At 34.3% G+C, this 15,373-nt stretch carries 14 protein-coding genes and 1 riboswitch; of the genes, 7 read left to right on the forward strand and 7 right to left on the reverse strand.

Features of this window, described 5'->3' with window-relative positions:
• Window positions 1-442: 442 nt before the first annotated feature.
• From AC6CHR_RS21960 to AC6CHR_RS21975, 4 genes are all read left to right on the forward strand, one after another.
• Window positions 443-3,241: a sensor domain-containing phosphodiesterase gene (locus tag AC6CHR_RS21960; RefSeq protein ID WP_498251191.1), complete on the forward strand. Its 2,799-nt coding sequence runs from the start codon at window positions 443-445 to the stop codon at window positions 3,239-3,241.
• Between the two features lie 135 nt (window positions 3,242-3,376).
• Window positions 3,377-5,011, forward strand: coding sequence for a thiamine pyrophosphate-binding protein (locus AC6CHR_RS21965; RefSeq protein ID WP_498251192.1), 1,635 nt, complete (start codon window positions 3,377-3,379; stop codon window positions 5,009-5,011).
• A 334-nt stretch (window positions 5,012-5,345) separates the two neighbouring features.
• Window positions 5,346-5,516 carry a hypothetical protein gene (locus AC6CHR_RS21970; RefSeq protein ID WP_498251193.1) on the forward strand — a complete coding sequence of 57 codons (171 nt, stop codon included), beginning with the start codon at window positions 5,346-5,348 and terminating at the stop codon, window positions 5,514-5,516.
• 122 nt (window positions 5,517-5,638) lie between these two features.
• Window positions 5,639-6,028, forward strand: coding sequence for a YmaF family protein (locus AC6CHR_RS21975; RefSeq protein WP_498251194.1), 390 nt, complete (start codon window positions 5,639-5,641; stop codon window positions 6,026-6,028).
• Between the two features lie 129 nt (window positions 6,029-6,157).
• Here AC6CHR_RS21975 and thiC read toward each other — a convergent pair whose 3' ends face one another.
• From thiC to AC6CHR_RS22000, 5 genes are all read right to left on the reverse strand, one after another.
• On the reverse strand, window positions 6,158-7,900 hold the full coding sequence (gene thiC, locus AC6CHR_RS21980; RefSeq protein WP_498251226.1) for a phosphomethylpyrimidine synthase ThiC: 1,743 nt from the start codon (window positions 7,898-7,900) through the stop codon (window positions 6,158-6,160).
• Between the two features lie 131 nt (window positions 7,901-8,031).
• Window positions 8,032-8,147, reverse strand: a riboswitch (TPP riboswitch).
• A gap of 93 nt (window positions 8,148-8,240) precedes the next feature.
• Entirely contained in the window at window positions 8,241-8,909 is a 669-nt protein-coding gene (locus AC6CHR_RS21985; protein WP_498251195.1) for an MOSC domain-containing protein, read from the reverse strand.
• A gap of 192 nt (window positions 8,910-9,101) precedes the next feature.
• Entirely contained in the window at window positions 9,102-9,272 is a 171-nt protein-coding gene (locus AC6CHR_RS21990) for an aspartyl-phosphate phosphatase Spo0E family protein (RefSeq protein WP_498251196.1), read from the reverse strand.
• A gap of 282 nt (window positions 9,273-9,554) precedes the next feature.
• Complete coding sequence (locus AC6CHR_RS21995; RefSeq protein ID WP_498251197.1) at window positions 9,555-9,893, reverse strand: MerR family transcriptional regulator; 339 nt, start codon at window positions 9,891-9,893, stop codon at window positions 9,555-9,557.
• A 355-nt stretch (window positions 9,894-10,248) separates the two neighbouring features.
• Window positions 10,249-10,548: a hypothetical protein gene (locus tag AC6CHR_RS22000; RefSeq protein WP_498251199.1), complete on the reverse strand. Its 300-nt coding sequence runs from the start codon at window positions 10,546-10,548 to the stop codon at window positions 10,249-10,251.
• A gap of 222 nt (window positions 10,549-10,770) precedes the next feature.
• Between AC6CHR_RS22000 and AC6CHR_RS22005 the strand changes: the two genes are divergently transcribed.
• A complete protein-coding gene (locus AC6CHR_RS22005; RefSeq protein WP_498251200.1) occupies window positions 10,771-10,941 on the forward strand; it encodes a stress protein in 171 nt (56 codons plus the stop codon).
• Between the two features lie 132 nt (window positions 10,942-11,073).
• Here AC6CHR_RS22005 and AC6CHR_RS22010 read toward each other — a convergent pair whose 3' ends face one another.
• Window positions 11,074-11,832: a nucleotidyltransferase domain-containing protein gene (locus AC6CHR_RS22010; protein WP_498251201.1), complete on the reverse strand. Its 759-nt coding sequence runs from the start codon at window positions 11,830-11,832 to the stop codon at window positions 11,074-11,076.
• Window positions 11,833-11,993: 161 nt separating this feature from the next.
• Here AC6CHR_RS22010 and AC6CHR_RS22015 point away from each other — a divergent pair, with 161 nt between their 5' ends.
• A complete protein-coding gene (locus AC6CHR_RS22015) occupies window positions 11,994-12,452 on the forward strand; it encodes a MarR family winged helix-turn-helix transcriptional regulator (protein WP_498251202.1) in 459 nt (152 codons plus the stop codon).
• 285 nt (window positions 12,453-12,737) lie between these two features.
• Here the strand turns inward: AC6CHR_RS22015 and AC6CHR_RS22020 are convergent, their stop codons facing one another.
• On the reverse strand, window positions 12,738-14,561 hold the full coding sequence (locus AC6CHR_RS22020; RefSeq protein ID WP_498251227.1) for a DNA ligase D: 1,824 nt from the start codon (window positions 14,559-14,561) through the stop codon (window positions 12,738-12,740).
• 176 nt (window positions 14,562-14,737) lie between these two features.
• Here AC6CHR_RS22020 and AC6CHR_RS22025 point away from each other — a divergent pair, with 176 nt between their 5' ends.
• Window positions 14,738-15,274 carry a D-glycero-alpha-D-manno-heptose-1,7-bisphosphate 7-phosphatase gene (locus AC6CHR_RS22025; RefSeq protein ID WP_498251203.1) on the forward strand — a complete coding sequence of 179 codons (537 nt, stop codon included), beginning with the start codon at window positions 14,738-14,740 and terminating at the stop codon, window positions 15,272-15,274.
• The last annotated feature ends 99 nt before the right edge of the window (window positions 15,275-15,373 follow it).

Below are 15,373 nucleotides of genomic sequence, written 5' to 3' on the forward strand. Positions count from 1 at the left end.
CTTAGGACCTTTTTTTATTGAGATGAATATAATATGCTTTAATTAAGAAGAATTTGTATTATTTTGTCAGATGAATAAAATGTAAAAATAAGGTAATACCGTAGAGGGTTTAAAGATTCATTGACTTTAATTTTTCAATTTGCAAATGTTTTAAGAGAATGATTATGTGTTACCTATTGTTACTTTTGAAATTTCTACTCTATTAATAAAAGGCTGTTTTCGCACAGAATGTTGTTTTTCGTAATGGGTACATCATTATGAATTTAGCCTATCTTCGTGCTCTTTTAGTATAATTACCCAGACATTTTCTTTGTAATAATTTCAATTTATACAAAAAATCCAATGACTGACTTTTTTAGGATTGAAAGCGACAAACTTTTAGAAAAGAGCCTAATAAAAACATATATTAAAAGAAAGCTAACGTTTATTTGGAGGGTACAGAATGATTGAAGAACAAACTAGGTACTCACGTCTTGCAGAAACAACAAAACTAATCAATACCAATTTAGAGTTAAGTGAAGTTTTAGAACATGTTGTGACAGCAATATCAGTAGAAATATTTAGGTGCGATTCAGTAGGAATTTATTTACCTGAAGGTGATGGTACATATCATGGTTACGTAGGGAAGCCAGAAAATTTTAATGGGAAGACTCTCGACATGCTTGTCATTAATCCAGAAAAAGATTTATTAGTTAAAGAAGTTCTCGAGAAAAAAGTAACGATTTATATACCAGATACGTCTATGGATTCTAGACCAGATCAAGGCCCTATCCAGGCTTTCAAAATTAATTCGTTATTAGCATTACCTATTCATTATGAAGAAGACGTTTATGGGCTTGTCTTTTTGTTTAATCATGGGGTTCATATGAATTTAACAAAGACTGAGATACAATCGGTCGAAGCATATGTTAATATGGCTGCGGTGGCGATTCGAAATGCCAATAATCTATCGAGAAAAGAAAATCTCATTTCTGAAAAACAATTATTATTAGATGTTACGCGAGAGCTATCACTTTGTTCATCAATGAATGAAGTTCTTGATTTGTGCTTTTATTACGTCGGAAAAGTATTGAAAAACAAAAACATTGGTGCCCATCTTTTAGATCCGGTAGAAAAAAGCGGATTAAAACCAGCAAGTCTAAGTAAAGAAAGTGAATGGTCTGAAGAGGATTGGAAGGCAACCCATAGCATTCTAAAAGTTGATCAAACAACAGACGATCTTTTTAGAGAGGTTGTGGAAACGAAGAAAGCGGTGTTGGTACCGGACGTGGAATCTGATCCCAGACCAAATCATCACGCTTGCAGGAGATTTGGTATAAAGGGATTGTTAATGCTACCTATTGTAACAATGGGGGAGATTTTAGGAGTAATAGCGATTGTATCGTTGCATGATAAAGGAAAAATATACCCTAATGCAGAGATTCAGCTTACTCAATCAATCATAGAAGTGGCTGCATCGGTATTGTCACATATGATTTTTATGGAGAAACAAGAGCAAATCATTAGAGAACGGACATTGGAACTGACAAAGAAGAATAACGAGCTTGAACGGGTTATTGGAAGATTACAACAACTAAGTCGAGAGAAGGAATTAATTCTAAATTCAGCAGGTGATGGCATAGTAGGACTTGGGATAACTGGGAGAATTACCTTTTGTAATCAAGCAGCTGAAACAACTTTGGGTTATAGGGAAAAAGAGTTGATTGGCAAATCATATAAGTTATTTTTTTCTAAAGAAAATACTAGTATTGTGCTTGAACAAGCGACTTATTTGAAAAACAAAAATCATATGATGATCAATACCGAAGAAATTTTTATTCGTAAAGACAGTACTTTCTTTCCTGTAGAGTATGCGATTACAACAATGAAGGAAAAAACAGTGATTGGATACGTGATAACTTTTAAAGATATAACCTACCGCAAACAAATGGAGGAAAAAATAAACTACCACGCTTACTATGATAGCTTGACTAATTTACCGAATCGACTATTATTTCAGGATCGTCTAAAACAAGGATTAGCTTATGCGCATCTTCATAAAGAAATGTTGGCTGTTTTATTCCTTGATTTGGATCGTTTTAAGACAATTAATGATACTTTGGGTCATAGTTATGGGGATTTGTTGCTCCAAGCAGTCGCAAATAGATTAAATCAATGTGTTTACAAAGGCTGCACAGTTTCTCGACAAGGTGGTGATGAATATACGATTATATTACCTATCGTACATTGTGAAAAAGAAGTTAAAGCATTTTCTGAGAAATTGATCAAAGCTTTTGAAAAGCCGTTTGACTTACAAGGGATTGCTACCTTTGTCAAAACAAGTATTGGGATAAGCTTGTATCCATATGATGGTGAAGAACCTGAGGATTTAATTAAGAAGGCCGATACTGCAATGTATAAGTCAAAAGAGATGGCAGGAAACGAGTATCGATTTTATACACCAACAATGGATCATCGAACAATTGAGAATGTAAAGTTAGAGTATTCTTTGAATAAAGCATTGGATTCGGATGAATTAAGCGTCTATTATCAACCACAATTTGATTATAGAAACAAGAAGATCTTTGGAGTTGAGGCCCTCCTCCGTTGGAATCACCAAGAAAGAGGAATGGTTTCACCTGGAGAATTCATTCCTCTGGCTGAGGAAACAGGCTTAATAATTCCGATTGGTGAATGGGTACTACGTAAGGCGTGTAACCAATTAAAAGAGTGGCAAATGAAAGGTTATCCAGATATTACAATGTCTGTAAATATTTCTGCGCAACAATTCATAAAAACAAACTTTGTTAACATGGTAAAAGAAATAATCAATGAAACAAAGCTATCACCGCAATATTTAGAATTAGAACTAACTGAAAACTTAATCATACAGAAGACAGACGAAACATTACGAAAGATGTCACTTTTAAAAGAATTTGGGGTGAAAATTTCAATTGATGATTTTGGGACAGGTTATTCATCATTAGGTTATCTGAAGGATTTCCCGATAAACACACTGAAAATTGATCGTTCATTTATTAAAGATATATGTCATGATCAAAAGAATGCTGCGATTACTAATACGATTATTACGTTAGCTCATAATTTAAACCTTAATGTTATTGCAGAAGGCGTAGAAACAATCGAGCAAATTGACTTCCTTATATCAAAGGATTGTTACCTCATTCAAGGTTACTTTTATTCAGGACCTATTGAGGCTGGGGATTTGGTTGCAAATTATTTTGATGTGCCAAGGAACTAGGACAAAAACTTAAAAAACCTAAAATGGAATGTTCTTTTATGGTTCAATTTTGTCTCAGTTAAAGTCTTATTCAGGATTATAAACAAAAAACAGTCATAATGAAGCCAAAAAAAAAGTAAACAGGAGGCGTAGAAAATGAAAGCAATTCGTTCGGTTCTTAATTATTTACGTAATGGTGGGGTAAAGTATGTTTTTGGAATACCAGCCGGTTCTGTAAATGCTTTTTTTGATGAATTATATGACATCCCAGATATAACACCAATTGTTACTAAACATGAGGGAGCTGCATCATACATGGCAGCATCTTATGCAAAATACTCAAATTCACTTAGTGTGTGTATTGGTTGTAGTGGTCCTGGAGGAACAAATTTAGTTACTGGTGCTGCAAATGCGATGCGTGAACATTTACCTGTATTATTTTTGACAGGTGCTGTACCAACTAATACAACTGGTTTGAACGCTTCTCAAGAACTAAATGCTCAGCCAATATATCAATCGGTCACCAAATTCAGTACAATAATATCAAAATCAGAGGATCTATTACCTACTATTGTGAAGGCAGTGGAGATCGCATTATCGGGAGTACCAGGTCCTGTACACGTAGCGATCCCCATCGATATCCAATTGGATAGAATTGATGCGGTTGAATCTCCAGCGTTTCCAGTAATTGAAAAAAAAGTCCCAGAGGTGAGAACCATCCAAGAAGTAGTGACTCAACTCTTACAACATAAAGAAGGCATTATTTTTGTTGGACAAGGAGCTAGAGGAGCGGTAAGCGAAGTAATTGAATTGGCCGAGCTATTGAATATGTCAATCATAACTTCTCCACAAGCGAAGGGTCTAATGAATGATCGTCACCCCTTATTTAAAGGGGTATTTGGTTTTGCAGGACATGAAGAAGCATCTAGAATAGTTAATGAAGAGATTGGAGATACTCTCTTTGTCATTGGTTCGAGCCTAGGGGAAACAGCTACTAACAATTGGAATAGTCATTTAACAAAAAATCGTCAGTTGATTCAACTTGATATAGATGAGTCTGTATTTAACAGAAAATACAATGTTGATATACCTATTATGGGTGATGCAAAATTAACTTTGGAAGCAATCATTAAAGATGCAAAAAGGTATGTTAACGATCAACATATTTATTCTTTAAGAGAAGAACCGTTTGAAGAGGATTTTGAAGAATTTAATAGTCAAAATGCGTTATTAGCTATTCAAAAGCAATTACCGGATACAACAAGATACACGATAGATATTGGAGAATTTATGTCCTATGTAATAAATTATATGAAAGTAAAATCACCAGATACATTCGATATCAATGTTCACTTTGGTGCAATGGGGACAGGGATAGGAACAGCGATAGGAAGCAAACTAGCAGATCCAGAGAGGGAGGTAGTTTGTATTACAGGGGATGGCTGCTTTTTCATGCATGGAATGGAGATTTTGACTGCTAAGGAGTACCAGTTGCCAATCTTGTTTGTTGTTATGAATAACGCTCGCTTGGGAATGGTCTATCATGGACACAATTTACAATATCACCGCTCACACTCTTGCTTTGAACAGGAGCCTGTTAGCATTGCTGCTATGGCGGACGCATTAGGGATTCGTAGTGCTTGTGTAAAGAAAATAGAAGATATTTCTCATCAATTGATTGAAGAATTACGTTCTAAGAATGGACCAGCTATTTTGGAGATAGAATTAGTTGATCAAAATATACCTCCAATGGGAGATCGTGTGAAGTTTCTTTCTTCATTTAGTAAATAACGTACTAGAAGAAAGATTTAACAATGATTGTTGTTTTCCATACAAAGGACTTATGTACACGTTTAAGTGTATCTTCGTGCTCTTTTCGTTAAATTATTCTGTTATTCCTCGGGAGCTAGAATCAATTTCCATTATAAAAATTCAAAAGTTGATTTTTATAGGTACTAGAGCAATAAACTTTTAGAAAAGAGCCTATTTGATAAAACAAGCTGTCATAGGTGTGGATGCCCTTCATTTATGTCAGCTTGTTTTTTATCCTTATTTTTATATAGTGAGTGTAACTTAAATTTAGAGTAACTCTAATAAAAAAATTTTTCTATAGGCTGTGCGTGTAATGAAGTCAAAAGTAGATAAGGTATTGGATTTTAGTCATGAAAAAGAAAAAAAGATTTTGTTTGGAGAAAAGCTTGTAAGGAGGATATGTCGAATATTTTTTATTGGTTTTTTAGAAGACGAGATAGTAAGGCAATTGTTTTGGGGTATTATTCATGATGAGTATGGGTAGGATTACCCGAAGTAAGATTAAATTTAGAAGGTACTTTAATGTTGTAGGTGTATTATAGGTTAGACAACTTTCACTTTTCACTTACCTTACATAGGTAATGGTAAAAGGGAATTGAAGGGAGAATGGATGTGTTAATTGGTAGTGTAAAACCTCATCATTCTCATCATTTTTTTGCGAAAACGACAACAAACAAAGGTCATTTTCATATAATTGATGGATTTACACGAATGGTAAATGGAAATACTTTTGATCGGCACGATCATTCGTATCGCGGGATTACCTCAAATGAAAATGGTCATTATCATAGGTTCTACGGAAAAACAGGGCCTGCAATACCTTTATCTGATGGGGGTCATTATCATGAATTAGAGTTGAGAACTTATTATAACTATGACCGTCCACTGGTATGCAAATATGGAGGTGTTATTTATGGAGATTCAAAACGTCCAAAACACGATCATTTGTTTAAAGGAAGGACAACGAGTGGCAGTGTTGGCGATGAATTCTTTTAATGATTTCAAAACTAAAGAGGGTAACAAAATGCACCCTCTTTTTACATAAAGTCTTATAATCCGTGCATGAACGATGAAAATCTGGTCATAGACAAAGATAAAGTGAAATGGTTGATAAATAAACGGATATTAACGGTAGATAGCAGATCCACCTTCAATAAATTCCTTCGACTTTTCTTTAAACCCTTTATCAACAAGCTTTTTTTCATTTGCCATCTGTCTAATATCATGTGATATCCTCATCGAACAAAATTTAGGTCCACACATCGAACAGAAATGGGCTGTTTTTGCCCCCTCTGCTGGTAAGGTTTCATCATGGTATTCTCTTGCCCTTTCCGGATCAAGCGACAAGTTAAATTGATCCTGCCATCTAAACTCAAATCTAGCCTTTGAGAGTGCATTATCACGATTTTGTGCACCTGGATGCCCTTTCGCTAAATCTGCAGCATGTGCAGCAATTTTATAAGCAATGACGCCCTCTCGGACATCTTCTTTATTTGGTAAACCTAGGTGCTCTTTAGGGGTAACGTAGCAAAGCATGGCTGTACCAAACCAACCGATCATCGCTGCACCTATCGCTGATGTAATATGATCGTATCCAGGCGCTATATCGGTTGTAAGTGGACCTAATGTATAAAAGGGAGCCTCTTTACATATAGCTTGTTGTTTATCTACGTTTTCCTTAATTAAATGCATGGGTACGTGACCTGGTCCTTCAACCATCACTTGGACATCGTAATTCCAAGCAATTTCAGTTAATTCACCTAATGTTTCAAGTTCCGCAAATTGCGCCTCATCGTTAGCGTCTGCGATTGAACCAGGTCTAAGACCGTCTCCAAGGGAGATGGTGATATCGTATTGTGTTAATATCTCACAAATTTCATGGAAGTGAGAGTACAGAAAATTTTCTCGGTGATGGGCGAGGCACCACTGAGCCAATATGGAACCACCTCTAGAGACAATTCCTGTAGTGCGTTTAGCTGTTAAAGGAATATATCGAAGTAATACACCGGCATGGATCGTAAAATAGTCAACACCTTGTTCTGCTTGTTCAATTAATGTATCACGGTAGACTTCCCATGTTAAATCCTCAGCGACACCATTTACCTTTTCTAAAGCTTGATAGATTGGAACAGTTCCAACTGGGACTGGTGAATTGCGAATGATCCATTCTCTCGTTGTGTGAATGTCTTTTCCAGTGGATAAGTCCATGATATTATCCGCTCCCCAGCGGGTTGCCCATGTCATTTTTTCTACTTCTTCTTCAATTGATGATGAAACTGCGGAATTGCCGATATTTGCATTGATTTTCACATGAAACTTCTTGCCGATAATCATTGGTTCACTTTCAGGATGGTTGATATTTGCGGGAATAATCGCACGGCCAGCAGCCACTTCTTGACGAACAAATTCTGGTTCCATTTGTTCTCTTATCGCAATAAACTCCATCTCAGGTGTAATGATCCCAGTGCGGGCATAGTGGAGTTGAGTAACTCTTTTGCCTTTTATCGCGACTAGTGGATGAATATCCTTGCTAGGGAAAACTTCTAATTTTGATTGGTTACTAGATTTATAGCCATCATCTTCAGGTTTAACAGTACGCCCATCATATTGGCTCACATCATTACGATCGAGAATCCACTTTTCCCTAACTCTAGGAAGACCTTTACGAATATCAATTTCAGCGGTTATATCTGTATAGGGGCCGCTTGTATCATACACGTGAACAGGGTGATTAAACTCTTCAGAATGTGAATCTTTAGTAGGGCCCTGAGATATCTGCCGTACCGGGACTTGAATATCATAGGTATTTCCTTTTACATAAATCTTTTTACTTCCTGGGAATGGTTTTTTAATGGTAATCTTCAAAATTTTCTCCTCCTTATGATTGAAAACAATGATGATCTGAAAGAAACGAAGGCAAAATAAAAAACAGCTTCTGAAAGTCAGAACCTGTTTTGGAAGGTAAAAATTGTAAAGAGATAAGTGCGTAAATATCCTCTTAGCAACTGTTACTACTTCCCTACGCTGGTATCATCCAGATCAGGTTCAAAGGGTCAAAGAACTTCAGGCACGTTCTTCTCTCAGTCCAAGCTAATGGACTCCCCTAGTAGAAAATGGTAATTCTCTTAAAATCAACTTAACTATAACATAATAAAATATTCAGTCAACGACTCTTTTAAAAAAAGTAATAATTGGTTATTTAGAACTATTAGGAAATAAAAGGATGATTGTTCTCCTTACCTTTTAGATGAAGTTTGTTCATTCGATCTTTCCATTCCTGAGATAATTCCGATAGACTAAGTATTTTCTCAATTTGGGCGAGATCATGTTTGTTATGAAAGAAAGTATGATGGATTGTAGAAATAGAAAGTTGTTTAGGATGCTTATCTAGAAGTTTAATTTCTGAACGAGATGTAATCGTACCTTCTTGAATGACACGAAAAAAATATCCAGTATAACCCATCTCAACTGTTTTAGCCAATAATGTGTTGAGGTGGGTATATTTATTAATGGTGGAGCATGGAAAACGCCCTTGCGAAACTTGTAAAATAGCTTCTCCAACCTGATAGACATCTCCAATACATATCGTAGACTCCAGCATACAGGTTACCGTTAAATTTTCACCAAATGCAGCCTTTGGTAAGGATGTACCATATATCTTTTCCCAGTAACGATAATGTTCGAAGGGATAAACACAAATAACTCTATCAATGCCACCATGATACTCGTGATTTTCGACATCATCACCTTTTATCTGTTTGGTAGTTACTTCTAAAAAATCAACTTGATCTTTAGATATACCAGAACGGTATTCTGTATCTTTATGTGATAATGTTTTTGGCTTACCTTTGCTTAACCAGATGATTTCTGCTGACATATCTGTTCACAGCCTTTCTTCTTCTTATTATTGAGAATTACCCATAGATTGTTATTTTTGAAGATAGCAGCATCCTTTGTGTTCTTTTCGTATGTTATTTTCTTTGAAGGTAGATTTTATTCTACCTGTAAAAAACAAAAAAATACACCAACAAAGTTCGTATTGATGTAAGAGTAAACTATTCATTTCTATTTAATAATTTTTTTCTGGGAAATTTGATTGTTTTTCATTCATCTTTATATTTAATAGTTGATCAAGGTTTTGACTTGCAATTAGTGTTTGATGTGAATTGATACCGTTCTCCTTTGAGATTGTTAACATTTTTTTTCGGTATTCTTCAATAACTACATCAATTGTTTTCACAAATACCACCTCGCAAATAGGCTTACTAGATAAAAAAGTCCTAGTAATCCTATTATCGGATATTTTTTCCTATTGTAAAGAGTTTGAGAGGGGTTTTTTAAAAAAATATAAAATTCATGTTGGAAAACACTACATTTAGGGGGAGGTGGCAGGGAATTACCTATATTTTGTGTTGTTTATGGGTTCTTACCACTATTTTTTGTCGTAGGGAGGTATTTTTAAGTGAGGAAAACTGGGCGCTACAGCATGTTAAGTGAATTGGCTGAAGCGCATAATATAAAGCTAATATTTGCGTTGCCCATATTTAAATTGTGCATTCAATTGACCTTGTAACATCTTTTTCTTTACATCTGCATCACTCTGACGTTGTTTTTCTTTTAATCTCATTTCTTTTAAAATCTCAGTTGTTTGGACACCATCCTCACGTTTATCTGCGATGTCCATTAATGTTTCAATATCATTAAATGAGTATTTCCTAGTTCCTCTGTCATTTCTATATGGCGCAATTAACTTTCTCTCTTCATAATAACGTATTTGTCTTAAGGTTAGTCCAGTCAACTCACTTACAGTCCCGATCGAGATCACCTTCTTATCCTTATAAGAGCGGTCCTGCTGATTCATATCTCCACCCCTTAAAAGAAACTTTCTTTTATCATTATAGCTGTTTTAATAAGTTACCGCTCGAACTTTGTTAGAAAACCTAACAAAGAAATATAACTATTCAAATGCAGTGTGAGGTTTCTTAACAGTTAAAAGGTACCAAATAGTAAGATAAATTACAATGGTGATAAGTTAATCATATTGTATCAAATTGTTAATAAAATAAGACTTATACATTAAATCAGGTTTATATGAGACCCTGAGTTATATCATTGACAATTAGATTTTACATCTCAAGCTAAAGGGAATAGGAGTTGAAAAAAACATAACTAAAGCAGGAATGTTTAAGTTTTATTGTAAAAGAAATAGGGGTATTTTAAGAAGAATGAGGAAATGTTTTTCGAGGTTGTGAGAAAAATCGATTGCTTACTAAAGGCATATAAGGAGGTGATTGATCATCAAATTGTAGGGAAAGATCATGTAAAAAAGAAGGATGAAAAAGTGCTGTCACATCTTCGTAGGTATCTGAATTTGGATTGTAAATAGTTAGAAGGTCAATGGAGTTATTGCATATAACCATCATGAATAACTGAAATGGTTTTGGTTCAGATAAATTCAGAAAAAATACTTTTGTTTGCCCATTTAATTCCTCTTTGGCTACTACTTTCAATGTCATTGGATTCAACGCCTTTCTAATGTTGAAACTATTGTTGACAATAATCTTCCATAATATACAAAACTAGCAAAAACATTTTTTACTGGTAGCTGTTTAGCTATAAATGAGAATAAAAAGATAATATTAATAACTAAGCACGAAATCTTTACATTAGATTAATCGTTTTATAACAATTTTGGGGTAAGTTTAAAATAACAAATAAAAGAAATGGAGATGAGCGTGATGAGTAAAATGCTTAGAAGTGCTATTGAAGAACAAAGAAATTATTACTCTCAAAAATTAGTAGCAATTGGTGTCTACAATGAAAAAGTAATGACAAACATGACTCTTACTGAACTCAAGAAAGAATACAATTACTTTTATCATCATGTTCCTCAGGCTAAGAGAATATAGAGATTAAGAACGACCATATAAAATGAAAGAAAACACTGATTATACATGTGTAAAGTCAGAACTGAGAAACAGATTTTTTTTTGTAGGATTGTTGACACGTAAGTCAGAGTCTTATCTGTGTCAACTTCTTTATCAATTTAATAGCGTATCAATGAAAAACTTATTTATTGTATTTATTGGTAGTTTATTATTCTTTTTACTAGGTAATACTTTTAGCTTTTCTTCTATCAATAGAAGGGTTTCATCGATATAATCATTTAAGAATTGTGAATAAAAGAATTGGTGATTTCTTTGTTTTTTCAGTAACAATATATCTAGTTGTTCTAAAAGATCATCATTATTAGTGTAAGAACGAAATAATAAACGTACATCATTTTCCGGCATTTTCTTTTTTTCCAATAACCATAGACAAGTTACTAATGGTCTTAAGACAGTTAGATAACTTTTTGGTGTAAATCGTTGTTGCCTTTTTACGAATTGATAATTCCTTTTGGCCATATTCAGATAATGATAAACGGTTGTGATTAAAGAAAAGGCTAAATTAGAGAGAGTCTTTAACTGTGATGTGAATAAAGGATCACTTCGATAAATGATTGGAGAATTAAGCCACTCGAGTAAAGTTGGATTTGATTTATGAAGAAGACGAAGCGTCTTTTTTAAATCCCAACCAACCAATTCAAGTGAACCACACTGATCAACTTCAATCACATCACGACCCTCGTAAATATGTAAATACCAATGTGAATTTCGAATATAGATAAACCGAATATCGTAATCACTGTTTTCAGAGTTTGTTCCCCAAGCGCGACTACCTGTTTCGCAAGCATAAAGAACTTTTACCCTCTCTTCTTCTTCGACCTTTATTAATGAGCTTCGTATCACAGATTCCATAAAACACCTCATTTTCTGGTAATTCCACGCTGATATTAGTTAATTTCATGTTATTATCGTGAAAAACCTTCAAATAGTTTGAAAATCATAGTAGAATTAAATTTGCAGTATATTTATCCATATTTATTTATGATTAATTTTGAATACAAGAGGGCGATGAGATGAGATCATATACAGAAGAAGAATTACAAGACGCTTTAGATTTGTTTCGTGTTTTTGCAAGGGCTTTCAAAAGCGTTTCAGAGCATTCAATCCGAGATAGTAAAGAACATGGGTTTAATCCAACTGAGTTTGCCGTTTTAGAATTACTTTTTACAAGGGGTCCACAAAAATTACAGCAAATTGGATCAAGGTTGTTATTAGTAAGTGGTAATGTAACATATGTCATTGATAAGCTAGAAAAGAATGAATATATTACTAGAGAGCAAGATCCAAAGGATAAACGGTCTGTTTTTGCAAAATTAACAGATAAAGGCCAAGAGTATTTAGATGAAATTTATCCTATCCATGCAATCAGGATGGCGCGTGCATTTTCTGGTCTTTCTTCAGATGAGCAAAAAGAATTGAAAGCGCTGTTAAAAAAGGCGGGAGTGCATAGCCAGCACCTGTTATTTAGATAGTATGTTCAAAATGTAAACGTTTACTGCAAGTATTTACTACATTTTAAAAATAAATGTTAAATGAATCATTGAAGGAAGAAGGAATTTTGTTAGGATTTTATGATTGTTTGTTACTTGTACTCACTTTAATTTAATTGCACTTATTAGCAAAACCTTTTAAGAAAAGCCAAATGAAAAACATAAAAAATACGGACTTTTATATTGTACGTGTTTTTTTATGTTTTAAGAATTTCTCTCTTGGAGAGTATTCAATTCATAAGGAGCTGAACGGACTCTTGTGATTTTCTATTTTTTAGTAAGCTTTGTAATCAAAGTACGTAACGTTTCATCTTGAGGTGAATTAAAATAATCTTTAAATGGACAGCCATGTATTCTTACCCGTTCAAGGACATATTCTATTGTAAATTGATTTACAGCTAGTGTTTCAGTAACCTCCGCCCAAAATAATGGAGCTGCAATGTATGCACCTTCTTTGTTTCCTCTAAGTGAATAAGGGGCTATAATTGTTTTACCTTCAGCGTGCTGAATATAATCAACATACAAACGATTACCGCGATTTTTTTTCATTCTTTCGACTGTAAAATGTTCTGGAAAGCTAGTGACTAGAAAATCTGCAATAAATGCTGTGAAAATCCGTGTATCGTCATAGCTTAATGAATCCTTTGAAAGAGGAATATGAATTTGCAAACCTTTATTACCTGATAGTTTTGGAAAGCTCTTCAACCCGAATTGATCAAAGATTTTTTTCAATTCGGTAGCTGCTTTGATAGCTAATGGAAAATGATTCTTAGATGGTGGATCAAGATCAAAGACAATTTCAATAGGATCTGTTGTGTCTACTGACTGAAATGGAATATGGTATTCAAAAGCTAATTGGTTTCCTAACCACAGTAATGTAGATAAGTCATTACAGAGTATATAGTCAATATCCTCATGTTTTTTAGTATGGATGAAGCCTGGTATATAATCTGGACGGTTTTTTTGGTAGAAAGCTTCCCCTAACATTCCATGCGGAAATCGAATAACTGTTAATAGACGGTTTTTTAAAAATGGAAGCATATACGGTGAAATTTGATAGAGATAACTGATGAAACGTTCCTTTTTCAAATCAATTGTTTCCCACAAAGGTTTAGTAGGGTTAGTAATACCAACATCCTTATGAATGGGTGCTGTTGATAGAATGAGCTGATCCCATGTGCATTCATCCGTTTGTTTATCTAAGCAGAAAGAAGTAAAGGAGGGTTCACGAAGCTGTCCCTTGTAAAGAGATAAAAATTGTAATTCAACAACAATTGCTGGCTCCATAATGACCAAGTTTGATGTTTCCTCACGTTTATTTTCTTTTATAATCTTAACTAAAGCTTCTCGTTCCTCACTAGAAATCCCATGTGAGAACACCCCAGCATGAATAATTTCACTCCCTTTTAATACGCCAACGTGAAAATAACCATTAGTCTTATCAAGACCAGTAATAATGAAAATGGCTTGTTTATAATTTTTCACTTTCAGCCATTGTTTTGTACGTACTCCAGTTTCCCAGTTGCTAGTTAGTTGTTTTGCTATGATCCCTTCTCCATCCTCAAGCAGTATTTCACTCCATAGAGTTGTATAATGAACGGTATAAGGAACATACTGTAAAAGATTAGGGGACTTGGGATCAATTATAGGTTGATAATGTAAAGCCTTGAAAAGTTTTTGAAGCTGTTCCTTTCGCGTTTTTAATGAATCATCTTGTACAGAACGACCATTTAATTCGAGTAGGTCAAACGCTAAAAATCTGCAAGGGAAACGTAAGGCCGCTTCTTCAATTTTATGAATATTTTTCAACCTACCTCTAACTTGTAACTTTTCAAAGTCAGAAAAATGCTTTGAGGTAAGTTGGACGAGTTCACCATCTAAGATAATCGGTAAATAAGGGGATAGTTTTTTCTTGAGCAATTTAACCTCTTCGATGATTTCTGGAAAAGAATGATTTAATGGTTTTTCATTTCGGCTAATTAAATTGATTGTCGTTTCTGAAATGATAAGAAGGGCACGGAAACCATCATATTTTGTTTCGTAAACCCAATCAGATCCATTAGGAATTTCATGATGCAATGTTGGGAGCATTGGTTTCAATATTCGATCATCCTTTTTAATTTATGTAGTATTCATCAATAACTGTTTTTTTGTACGTTGTTTATCAAGTAGAGACAACCATGAAGAGGAATTTTTCTTAACGATCTCTCATTACCTTATTACTAATATGGACAGAACAACAAAAATCATGAAAGAAAGTGATAAATTTGAAGAGAGCTGTATTTCTTGATCGAGATGGTGTGATTAATGAGGTATTGAGTAAGCGAGTGAAATTTGTCAATAAACCTGAACAAATGCATTTGCTTGAAGGTGTTGGAGAGGGGATCAAGTTACTAAATGACTGTGGTTTTTTAGTATTCGTTGTTACGAATCAGGGTGGTATAGGGTTGGGGTATATGAAGGAGGAAATGCTTACGAAAGTACATGAAAAAATGATAAAAGATATTCGCGAGTTTGGAGGGGAAATCCACGATATTATTTATTGTCCACACAAACCACATGCAGGCTGTGTATGCCGAAAGCCAGAACCTGAAATGATTCATAGACTTGCCATAAAACATGAAGTTAGCTTAAAGGATAGTTTTATGGTTGGCGATCGTGATGTAGATATTATGGCTGGGAAACAAGCAGGTACATACACTATTTTAATTGGAATGGAAGATGAACTAGCTGATTATCGATTTCCTTCGCTGTATGATGCTGCAGAATGGCTGGCTACTAAAAAAGATAGAAAAGTGAAATAGAAAAATAAAAATAAAAAAGACTATTTTAAATATTGCCTAAAATTTCTGGAAATGATATTCTGATAGAGAAGATTTCATGAAAGCGATTGCATAACGATG

It is taken from the genome of Metabacillus sp. GQ13 (assembly GCF_059758525.1).

Excerpts from the sequence above, each read along its gene's own strand:
- AC6CHR_RS21965 (WP_498251192.1), top strand. The coding sequence starts at position 3,377 with ATGAAAGCAATTCGTTCGGTTCTTAATTATTTACGTAATGGTGGGGTA.
- AC6CHR_RS22015 (WP_498251202.1), top strand. The coding sequence starts at position 11,994 with ATGAGATCATATACAGAAGAAGAATTACAAGACGCTTTAGATTTGTTT.
- AC6CHR_RS21995 (WP_498251197.1), bottom strand. The coding sequence starts at position 9,893 with ATGAATCAGCAGGACCGCTCTTATAAGGATAAGAAGGTGATCTCGATC.
- AC6CHR_RS21960 (WP_498251191.1), top strand. The coding sequence starts at position 443 with ATGATTGAAGAACAAACTAGGTACTCACGTCTTGCAGAAACAACAAAA.
- AC6CHR_RS21975 (WP_498251194.1), top strand. The coding sequence starts at position 5,639 with ATGGATGTGTTAATTGGTAGTGTAAAACCTCATCATTCTCATCATTTT.
- AC6CHR_RS22010 (WP_498251201.1), bottom strand. The coding sequence starts at position 11,832 with ATGGAATCTGTGATACGAAGCTCATTAATAAAGGTCGAAGAAGAAGAG.
- AC6CHR_RS22020 (WP_498251227.1), bottom strand. The coding sequence starts at position 14,561 with ATGCTCCCAACATTGCATCATGAAATTCCTAATGGATCTGATTGGGTT.
- AC6CHR_RS21985 (WP_498251195.1), bottom strand. The coding sequence starts at position 8,909 with ATGTCAGCAGAAATCATCTGGTTAAGCAAAGGTAAGCCAAAAACATTA.
- AC6CHR_RS22000 (WP_498251199.1), bottom strand. The coding sequence starts at position 10,548 with ATGACATTGAAAGTAGTAGCCAAAGAGGAATTAAATGGGCAAACAAAA.
- AC6CHR_RS21970 (WP_498251193.1), top strand. The coding sequence starts at position 5,346 with ATGAAGTCAAAAGTAGATAAGGTATTGGATTTTAGTCATGAAAAAGAA.
- AC6CHR_RS22005 (WP_498251200.1), top strand. The coding sequence starts at position 10,771 with ATGAGTAAAATGCTTAGAAGTGCTATTGAAGAACAAAGAAATTATTAC.